This window comes from Pseudomonas sp. BNK-7 (assembly GCF_048072025.1).
Taxonomy (GTDB): Bacteria; Pseudomonadota; Gammaproteobacteria; order Pseudomonadales; family Pseudomonadaceae; genus Aquipseudomonas; species Aquipseudomonas danubii.
The window spans coordinates 4,459,706-4,469,715 of the sequence record NZ_CP182252.1 but is presented as its reverse complement, the minus strand read 5'-3'; the positions used below and the strand labels follow the sequence as shown (position 1 = coordinate 4,469,715).

The window sequence follows — 10,010 nt, the reverse complement described above, 5'->3', positions numbered from 1 at the left end:
GGGCATGCAACTGCTGCACCGAGCCGTCGAGGCTGTAGATCCTGAATGACAGGCTGTCCCCCGAGCTGAGCGTCAACTCACAGAACAGCTCGACTTCGCCAGCGCCTGCGCCCTGGGCAAAGGCCAGCGGCCGCAACCACACCAGGTTGCGCAGCGTGACCTGCTGCATGGGCCGCTCGCTGGCCCGGACAATCGCTTCGCGAGCCATTTCCAGGTACGCGGCGCCGGGGAAAATCAGCTGATCGCCCATTCGGTGATCCGCCAGAAAGCGCTCCCGACCGCTGAAACGGCTGACAAAACACTGGCGCGCCAGGGTTGAGACATTGCGCTGCAGCAGTGGGTGCAGGTGCTCTTTGGCCTGCCCGGCAGCGGCGGCCGAACGCGGGCGCGCCTGGGGCCAGTAGCGCACGCGGGCAAACGGATAACCGGGCAGCGAAACCCGAGTGGGCGGCGCCGCAAACAGGCGCCGGCCGTCGATCTCATAACCTTGGCGGTAGCAGTCCGCCAGCCCCGACAACAGTTCGCGCAGCTCGTCGTCATGGCAGGTCAGGCTGTCGTCCAGCAACTGCTCGATGTAGCGCACCACGGTTTTGCGCGGGGCAAAGTCGCGTTCCACTTCACCGGCAAACAGGTTGGGCCGTTTCTCGCCGGCCAGGTAGCACTGCAGGCCGTAGCGGGTTTCTTCCAGATCCGCGGCCACCAGTGCCAGGCGATAGCGAAAGTGATGCCGCCCTTCGTGCAAGGTATGGCTGATTGCAGGCATCTGCGCATCCTGGTAACCGCCCTGCTCCAGCGCAACATTCAGTTGTGCGGCTTTTTCCTCCAGGGCCTCGGCGGTCTTGGCCGACAGCACCAGCACGTAGCAGGGACGCCGCAGTGCCGCGTCGTCGGCGCGCTGACTGTAGCTTTGCACAACCACGTGGGCGTTCGTGCCGCTCATGCCGAAGGCACTGACCGCGCCAAGGCGTTCGCGGTCGCGTCCGGCCTGGGGCCAGGGTTTGTTGGCCTTGTTGACGTAGAACGGGCTCTGTTGCCACTGGATGTAGTGGTTTTCCTGCTCGCAATGCAGGCTGGCCGGAATGGTTTCGTGGCGCAGCGCCTGCAACAGGCTGATGACGCTGACCAGCCCCGATGCGGCGAAGGTATGGCCCAGGTTGGTCTTGGTCGAGGTCAGGGCGCAATGGCCGGGGCTGTTGCCGCCAAAGGCATCGTTGAGGGCGTTGATCTCCACCGGATCGCCCAACTGGGTGCCGGTGCCGTGGGTGACGATGTAGTCCACCGCCTGGGTATCAATCCCGGCGCGGCGATAAACCTCTTCCAGCAAACGCTGCTGGGACACTCCGCTGGGGGCGGTAATGCCGTTGGTCTTGCCATCGTAGTTGAGGCCGCTGGCGCGCAATGTGCCGTAGATCCGGTCGCCATCGGCCTCGGCGCGGGCCAGGGGCTTGAGCAGCACGCAGCACACCGCTTCCCCCGGCACCATGCCGTTGGCCCGATGATCGAAGGCAAAGCACTTGCCATCCGGCGAGAGCATCCCGGCCTGGGTCATGCCGATAAAGGCATCCGCGGAAAAGATCAGGTTGACGCCGGCCGCGATGGCCATCTCGCATTCCTGGTTGCGCAGGCTGGAGGCCGCCTGATGCAAGGCCACCAAAGCCGACGAGCAGGCGGTGTTGATGGCCATGGTGGGCCCGGTGAGGTTGAGAAAGTACGCCAGCCTGGAGGCCAGAATGCCGTTATGGCTGGAGGTCAGGCTCTCTTCGCCTGCCAGGCGCTGGAAGTCGCCCTCCTCGACCCCGACGAACATGCCGACGCGCTGGGTTGCCAGCTGACGCGGGCCGATGCCGGCGTCCTCCAGGACATTCCAGGACTCCTGCAACAGCAGGCGCTGCCTGGGGTCGAGGTGGGTGGCCTCGCGGGGTGAAATCTCGAAAAACAGCGGATCGAACTCGTCGATCCCCGGCACGCTGCCCATCCAGATGCAGCGGGTCTTGGTCGGGTTTTCCCGGGGGTCGCCATAATGCTCGCGCCAGTCATAACGCTCGGGCGGAATCTCGCCGACCATGTCACGGCCCTCGGCCAGCACCTGCCACAACTCATCGGTTGTGCGGGCACCGGGAAAGCGGCCGCTGATGCCAATGATGGCCATGGCCTCGGTGGCCGGGGCGGAGGCGCTGGCAGAGCTCGTCAGTGCTGCCGGTTGTGCTTCGGGTTGTGGTTCTGGCTGTGTTTCTAGCTGTGCTTCTGCTTGTGCTTCTGGCTCGGCTTGCGGGCCAGACGCGGGGTGCAGGTAGCAGGCTTCAACCGCCTGGCGGTGCTGCGCCAGCAAGTGCGCGGCGAGCTTGGCCAGGGTCGAATGGCTGAAAAACACTTCCGGGGTCAACGTCAGGCCGAAGTGACGGTTCAACAGCCCGGCATATTCGGCCAGGCTGATGGAGTCGAAACCGAAGTCGGCGAGGTTGCACGCCTCCCCCAGGCTCTGCCGTTCGGCCTGCAGCGGCCGGCTTGCCAGTTCCCGCAGGTCCCAGGCCAGGGCTTGTTCCAGGCTCAAGCCCTTGAGTTCGGGGCGACTGTGGGCCGGGGCGCGTGGCAGAACGGCGGCCGGGCGGCCAGCCGCGGCTTTGGCCGCCGGTTGATTGATCCCCTCCAGCAGCTGTTGCAAGCGCGCCGGTTGGCCTGCCAGCACCAGGACCTGCGGCATATCGCTGCCGACAATCTGGCGCAGCAATGCCAGGCCCTCGGCGCTTTCCAGCATGCGCTGGCCGCTGGACTTGAGGTAGAACTCGGTGGACTCGCGCTCGCCCAGCGCCATGCCGCCCTCGCGCCACAGCGGCCAGTTGATCGCCACCACCCGCCGGGCACGCCCACGCTGTACGTAACGGGCATAGGCCTGCTGGAAACGGTTGGCCATTGCGTAGCTGCACGCGCCCATATCCCCCAGCAACGCCGAGCTGGAGGAGAAATGACAGATCAACGCCAGGGGTTGCTCCGCCAGCACCTGGTCCAGCACCTGAGTGGCCCCGATCTTGGCATTGAGCACTGCGGCGAATGCCTCTGGCGAACTGGCCAGAACACTGCCACTGGCCTGCAGACCGGCCGCATGAATCAGGCCATCGATCGGCCCGCTCTGCGCCAGTACCGGGGCCAATGCCGCCGTCAGCGCCGAGCGATCCGCGCAATCGGCCTGGACATGGAACACCCGGCAGTGCTCATGGCTCAGTGCGTCGATCCGTGCCCGGGTGGTGGCCGACAGTGGCGAGCGACCGTTAAGCAACAACTGCAATCGACCGTCAGTGCGCAGTCGTGCGCGGTTCGACAGCTCGCCCGCCAGCAACAAGCCCAGTTCGCCGAGGCCGCCGGTGATCAGCAGGGTATTGAGTGGGTCCAGGGCCAGCGGCTCGGCGGCAGCTTCCACGGGGGCCGCTATCAGGACCGGGCGCTGGGACCGCGTGCCGCGGTACAGCCGGCTACCCGCCGGCTGGCCGCTCAGTTGCCGCCACAGGCGCTGCAACCAGCGACGCTCGTCGGCACCCGCGCCGGGCACGTCGATGGCCACCTCGACGGCGCACGCCATGAGGCTGCCCAGGGAGCGTTCAAAGCCGATCCAGGACTCCAGGTGACAACGCTCAAGGCCATTGCTGGCCCGGCCTGCCAGCAACAGTCGCGCCACCGGCGCGGCGGTGACAGCCATGGCCTTGAGCAAGGCGACAATCGGGCTGCTGTCGCTGATCCAGCGGCGATCGTCCATGCCCCACAGATACAGGACCCGGGTCGCAACGGCGCTGCCCAGCACCTGCTGCAGCCCTTGCTGCAGCAGGTGCGGGTGATGCACCGCCACCCGGTAATGGCCCTCCTGGTCACGTTCATTGAGCGGGCCGGGCGCGACGAACAGCAGCTCGGTGTCCGGGCTCAGGGCCTGGACCTCATCGGCCAGTTGCCGACGCAGACCTGGCTCGGCCAACAGGCAGATCAGCCGCTTGATCCCGGCGCCGCCAATGGGTTCCTCGACGTCCTGCCACTGTTCGCTGCAGGTGAGCAGCGAGGTCTCAGGCGTCGTGGTTGCGCCGGTGGGTGTCGGCGCTTCCAGCCAGTAACGGTCTTTGGCAAAGGCGTAGCCCGGCAGGCCGATGCGCGCGGGACGGCGTCCGCTGCCATAGAGCTGCGCCCAGTCGATGCCGTTCTCAGTGTCTGCCCCCGCGAGCCACAGCGCCGCCAGTTGCCCCAAGTCAGCCGCAGCCAGGGCCTGTTCGCAGGTCATCAGCGGCACGGCTGGCGGGTCGGCGCGCTGGCCATCGATCCAGGCTTGCAGTTGCTGTTGCAGTTGCTCCTGGCTGTCCACGCTGAAAATCGCCCGGGCCGCCATGGCTTCGCGCCCGGTTTGCAGGGTGTAGGCCAGCGCGGCGAGGTCAGGGCTGTGTTGCTTGAGGTAGTCGAGCAGGCGCACCACCTGCTGCTGCAGACGCTGTTCATTGCGCGCGGACAAGGGCACCAGCACCGTCTGTCCCTGGTGCGTGGCGAACGTGCGTTGCTCGCGATACTCCTCCAGCACCGCATGGGCGTTGGTCCCGGAAAAACCGAATGAACTGACGCCCGCGCGCCGCGGCGTGGCTTGTTCCGGCCAGTCGCAGCCCTGGGTGTCGATCAACAGCGGCGAGTCTTCGAGCTTGATATGGGGGTTGTGCTGCTGGAAATGCCCCAGTGCCGGCAGCTTTTTGTGTTTCATCTGCAGCAGCACCTTGAGCACCCCGGCAATGCCGGCAGCGCCCTCGGTATGGCCGATGTTGGCCTTCACTGAACCGATATGGCAGAAACCCCGGTCGCTGGTGTAGCGGGCAAAGGCGCGCTTGAGCGCGTTGATCTCGATCGGGTCGCCGAGCCGGGTGCCGGTGCCGTGGGCCTCGATGTAACTCAGGGTGCGCGGATCGATCGCGGCGTTCTGCCAGGCCTGGACGATGACGTTTTCCTCCCCGGCCACGCTCGGCGCGGTGAGCGAGGGGGTGTAGCCGCCATGCAGGGCCGCCGAGCCCTTGATCACGCCATGGATCGGATCGCCATCGGCCAGTGCCTGTGCCAGTGGCTTGAGCAACAGCGTGGCGACGCACTCACCGGGCACATAGCCATCGGCGCGCGCGTCGAAGGTGTGGCAGCGGCCGGTTGGCGACAGCGCCCGGATCGCCGAAAAGTAGCGATAGTGCCAGGACGACAGCAGCAAGTTGCTGCCGCCGACCAAGGCCATCCCGCACTCGCCGTTGCGCAATGCCATGCAGGCGGCATGCAACGCCACCAGCGACGAGGAGCAGGCGGTGTTGAACATCAGGCTCGGCCCCTTGAAGTCGAACCAGAACGAGATCCGGTTGGCGGCGATGGTGCCGCTGCCGGTGGCGATGTAGGGGTCCATCGGCAGACCCAGTTCGCTGATCTTGTCGAGGTATTCGTTGAAGCAAGAGCCGATGAACACCCCGGTGTTGCTGCCGCGCAGCCCCGCAATCACCCCGGCATGTTCGGCGCAGGTGTAGGCGCTCTGCAGCAGCAGCCGCACTTGCGGGTCCATCCACTGGGCTTCGCGGCGCGACAGGTTGAAAAAGCCGGCGTCGAACTGGTCGACGTCGGCGATGAAGCTGCCCCAGCGCGAATAGGTCCGGTCCTGGGCCTCGGGATCGGCGTCGAACCAGGGCTCGATGTCCCAGTGATCTGCCGGCACCGGCTTGATCAGCTCCAGGTCCTGCCAGAGGTTGCGCCAGAACTGATCCAGATCCCCGGCTTCGGCGAACTGCCCGTGCAGGCCGATGATGGCGATATCGCTCTGGGGCAGCTTGCCCGCCTGGGGCGTGGCCTGGGTTTGGCTGATCACGTCGGGCCCCGTCACAGGCTGCGCTGGCCAGTCGACCTGCACTTGCACCGCCGCCCCGCTCTGCTCCTCCAGCAGCCTGATGAACGCCGTGGGGTGTTCCTGCCAGAGAAACGTCGCCAGTTCGGCGAGGCTCGGGTACTCAAAGAACACCGTGGCTTCCAGTTCGATCTGCGCCGCGCTGGCGATGCACTGCGCCAACTGCACCAGTTGCACGGATTCGAGCCCCAGGTCCATCAGGTTGCGCAGGCGTTGCTGCTTGCCCACCTGGTTCGCGCCAATGCCGTGCAACTGAGCCAGCAGATAGTCTTCCACCGCGGCGGCACTGCCGGTCCGGTGCGGCGCTTGAGGGGCAACCAGGTCGGCGCTGCGCAGGCGCTTGAGCGAGCAGCCCTTGAACTGGGCAATCAATGCGCCGTCGTCGCTGTACAAGTCAGCGTCGAACAACAGCAGTTCGCCGGAGTTCTTCAGCAAACGGGCATGAATCCAACCGCTGGCCGGGGCCTGGTGCCGATGAAACGTCAGGGACTTGATCCCCAGGGGAATGTAATGACTGGCCAGTTGCTCCGCGGCCAACAGGGGAATGAGGGTCATGAAGGCGCTGTTGATCAGCAATGGATGCAAGGCGTAGTGGCGCTCATCCTTGAGCAGCACCCGCGCCACCGCCTCACGGCCGTTGGCTTGCAGGTAGAGCGCTTGCAGGGTGCGATAGCTCTGGCCAATGTGCAGTTGCTCGCTGATCCGGTAGATCGACTCCAGTTCCACCGCGGTCATGCCGGCGCGCAGCTCAGCTGGCGGCACTGACGGGGAGCTCATTGGCAGGGACGCCGCCGCGACCGCCAACAATTCGCCACTGGCCACCACCTGCCAGGGCTCCAGCGGCGTGCGCCGGCACACGGCCTCGAACCCGGGCTGCCCGGCACGGATCGCCACTTCAAGCTGTTCGCCTGCGGCCAGGGCCATGGGTGCAGCAAACGTCAGCTTCTGCAACTGCAGCACCTGGCCCTCGCTGAGCTGGCCCAGCCCGTGCTCCAGCGCCAGGCTGGCGTAGGTCAGCCCCAGGAGTATCTGCTGGTGATTGAACTGGTGATCGCGCAGGCACGGTTCATCGTAGTGATACACGGCGGCGGCGCTGAGCTCGGCATTGGCCGGTGGCGCTTCGATCCGTCGTGGCGCCGGCTCTTGCAGCGCCTGGGCCCTTAGCCTTTCGAACTCCAGCGCCGCTTGTTCGACACTGATTTCCTGCCGTTGGATCTTGCCATGCAGAACCCTGATTTTACTGTCCACTGCTCTCTCCAATCCTTGGTTCTGATAGTGCTCGCAATACGAAATCGACTCTGCGCCTTGCCGCCTCAGGCGCCGCTGAAGTCGAGGAAGGCTTTGTTCGAAGGCCGCAGGAACGGCAGGTAGGCCGGTGGCGGCATCTTGCCCACCAGGCGCGGCACGTTGCCCTTGGGCCCCAGCTCCCGGGCCAGCATGGCGATAAACAGGGTGATCTCCAGCGCCGCCACATGGCGCCCGAGGCAGGCATGGGGGCCGCCGCCGAACTGGCAGGTTTCCACCTGATTCAGCGCACGGTCCAGGCCCAGCCAACGCTCCGGTCGCCAGCTGTCGGGGTCCGGGTAGCGTTCGGGATTGCGGGAAACGTGCAGCAGGCTGACCCCGGCCATGACCCCGGCGGGAATCCTCTGCCCGAGCAACTCGAACTCGGTGTGCACCTTGCGCATTTCAAAGGGCGCCGGTGGGTACAGGCGCATGGTTTCACGGAATATCCCTTCAGCCAGCGGCACTTGCCTGACCAGTTCCTCGTGGGTCACCGGCAGGCTCTCCAGCCCGGCGACCTGCTCGCACAGCTGCTGCCAGACATCCGGATGCTGCGACAGCATCAGCGCCGACCAGGCCATCACCGCCGCGGTGGTTTCCGAACCGGCAAACCCCAGCCCGAGAATGTTGTGCACCAGTTCGACTTCGGACAGGCCGTTGCCCTGTTCATCGCGGCCCAGGATCATCGCCCCCACCAGGCTGTCGTGATCATTGTTGGCCCGTGTGGTGGCGACAATCTGCGCCACTCGCTGCTCCAGCCAGCCCCGCGCCTTGCGACAGCGCCACGCCGGAAAACCGGGCAGATTGATCTTCAACGGAATCATGCCGAGGAAGAACTCCTCGTACTGGTGACGCCACAACTCCAGCTCGTGGGTTGCAATCCCCAGAATCCGGAATACCACTTCCAGGGCGATGTCCTTGGTCTGGGGAAAAATCGCCAGCTGGTTTTCCCGGCTCCAGTGCTTGAGCCGCTGATCGATGGTTTCCACGATGAACTGGCCCACCTTGGCGCGGGTCAGGCCCTTGGGGGTGAAGGCATCGGTGCTGGCCTTGCGTGCATTGCGGTGGCGCGGGCCATCGAAGGCGTTCATCGCCTCCCCGGTAATCACCGGCATCTGTTCACGCAGGAATGAATTGTCGGTGTACTTGTTCTGCAGGATCGCCAGCCCCGCCTCGTCGACGATTTGCAGCACCGGCAACTGGCTGCCGAAATAGGTCCAGAACATCGGCCCGCACGCGGCCTCGGCCTGACGCAACTCGCCGAGGGCGTCCTTACCAATCTTGTGCACGTGCCCGAGAAAGGGGATCTTGCCGGGCATCACCGGGAATCCGTCCTTGATCTTGATGCTGGCCGCCAGTGGTCGGGCAGCCTTGAGCCGCGGCTGGGCAGCGTCGGCCGTGCTCTGCGCGGTTGCGGTGGTGTCTTCAATCTGGCTCATAACCTTCCCTGTTCAGTGGTGGTGCCGGTGAGCAACTGGGCAAACTGCGCGGCGTCCAGCTCACCGCCGCTGATGCGCCGGTACAGATCACTGGAGAACAACGCGCTGGGCGCCGTGGCCGACTGGGGCGGCGCCGGTGGATGCTCAAACTCATAACCGGGCAGTTGCATTCGATTGCCGCCCTGGGGAAACAGCGCCGAAGTATCCAGTTCGGCGCCGCGACACCAGGCTTCGCCCTTTTGCGCCAGTGATCCGCTGGCGATTTGCGGCTCAGCCTCTTCAATGCCATCCAGCGGTGATAGCCAGCAGCCGTTATCCGGCGTGCCGGCCAACAACAATGTCAGGCGTGCCCGCAATTGCTGGCAGTCATCCACCACCAAGGCGGCGCGATGAGCCAGACGCTGTTCGCGCAGGGCTAAACTGTAGGCCAGATCTGACAGATCGATAGGCCGATTCCCATCGATTAATCCCTGAAGTTTGTTCAGATAGGCCAAGAGGCTGCCCCGGCTGGCTGCGGCGACGATCAGCAGTTGCTCGCCGGGCATGGGGCTCAGTGCTGGTCGCGCTGGCTGATACTCCTCCAGCACCAGACTGGCGTAGGTGCCGCCTGCGCCAAAGGAGTTGATCAGGCAGCGGCGCGGCTGGCCGCTGTCATCCGTGGCCCAGGACGACGCCTGTTGTTGCAGGTAAAAGGCGCTGCCGTCCAGACGGATATGCGGGTTCAACGGCTCGGCATTGATCGAGGGCGCCAACATTTGATGCTGCAGTTGCAGCAGCACCTTGGTCAGCTGGGAGATCCCCGAGGCGGCCTCAAGGTGACCGATGTTCGACTTCAGCGTGCCCAGCGCGCAGCTGCCCGGCGCCAGTTCGGCAAAGACTTTTTTCAACGCTGCCACTTCAATCGGGTCGCCGAGTTCCGAACCATTGGCCGCCGCTTCCACGTAGTTGATCTGCGCCGGCTGCAAGCCTGCGCGCTGGATGGTCTGGGCGATCAGGCGGGCTTGCTGGCGGGTATTGGGGGCCGAGTACTGCAGCTTGCCGCCACCATGATTGACGCCGGTGCTCTTGATCACCCCATGGATTCGGTCGCCATCGGCCACGGCCGCTGCCAATGGTTTGAGCAGCACGGCGCCGGCTCCCTCCCCCGGCAGCATGCCGTCGCTCTGGCCAAAGCCGCGACACGATTGGCCACTGCCCAGCAGATTGGCCAGCTTGAGGGTCTGGTAGCGGGACGGATCGAGGATCAGGTTGACGCCACCGGCCATGGCCATCGCGCATTCGCCCTGCAACAGACTCTGGCAAGCCAGATGTATCGCCGACATGGAACTGGCGCATGCGCTGTTGACCGCCAGGCTCGGGCCCTTGAGATCGAACGCGTGGGAAATCCGGTTGGGCAACTG

The 10,010-nt window shown here is 65.3% G+C and carries 2 protein-coding genes and 1 pseudogene (1 of these 3 cut by a window edge); all 3 read right to left on the bottom strand.

The window, feature by feature from the left end; all coding sequences use genetic code 11:
- Positions 1-91: 91 nt before the first annotated feature.
- Positions 92-6,622, bottom strand: a pseudogene (locus tag ACMGF8_RS20395) (SDR family NAD(P)-dependent oxidoreductase); the annotation flags it as partial.
- Between the two features lie 578 nt (positions 6,623-7,200).
- A complete protein-coding gene (locus ACMGF8_RS20390; protein WP_102865047.1) occupies positions 7,201-8,610 on the bottom strand; it encodes a cytochrome P450 in 1,410 nt (469 codons plus the stop codon).
- On the bottom strand, positions 8,607-10,010 hold the final stretch of the coding sequence (locus ACMGF8_RS20385; RefSeq protein ID WP_416757015.1) for an SDR family NAD(P)-dependent oxidoreductase. The gene runs 10,743 nt beyond the window's last position; 1,404 of the gene's 12,147 nt are visible here — the last part of the coding sequence; the start codon falls outside the window, past its right edge; its stop codon occupies positions 8,607-8,609. Before ACMGF8_RS20385 ends, ACMGF8_RS20390 begins: the two co-directional genes overlap by 4 nt.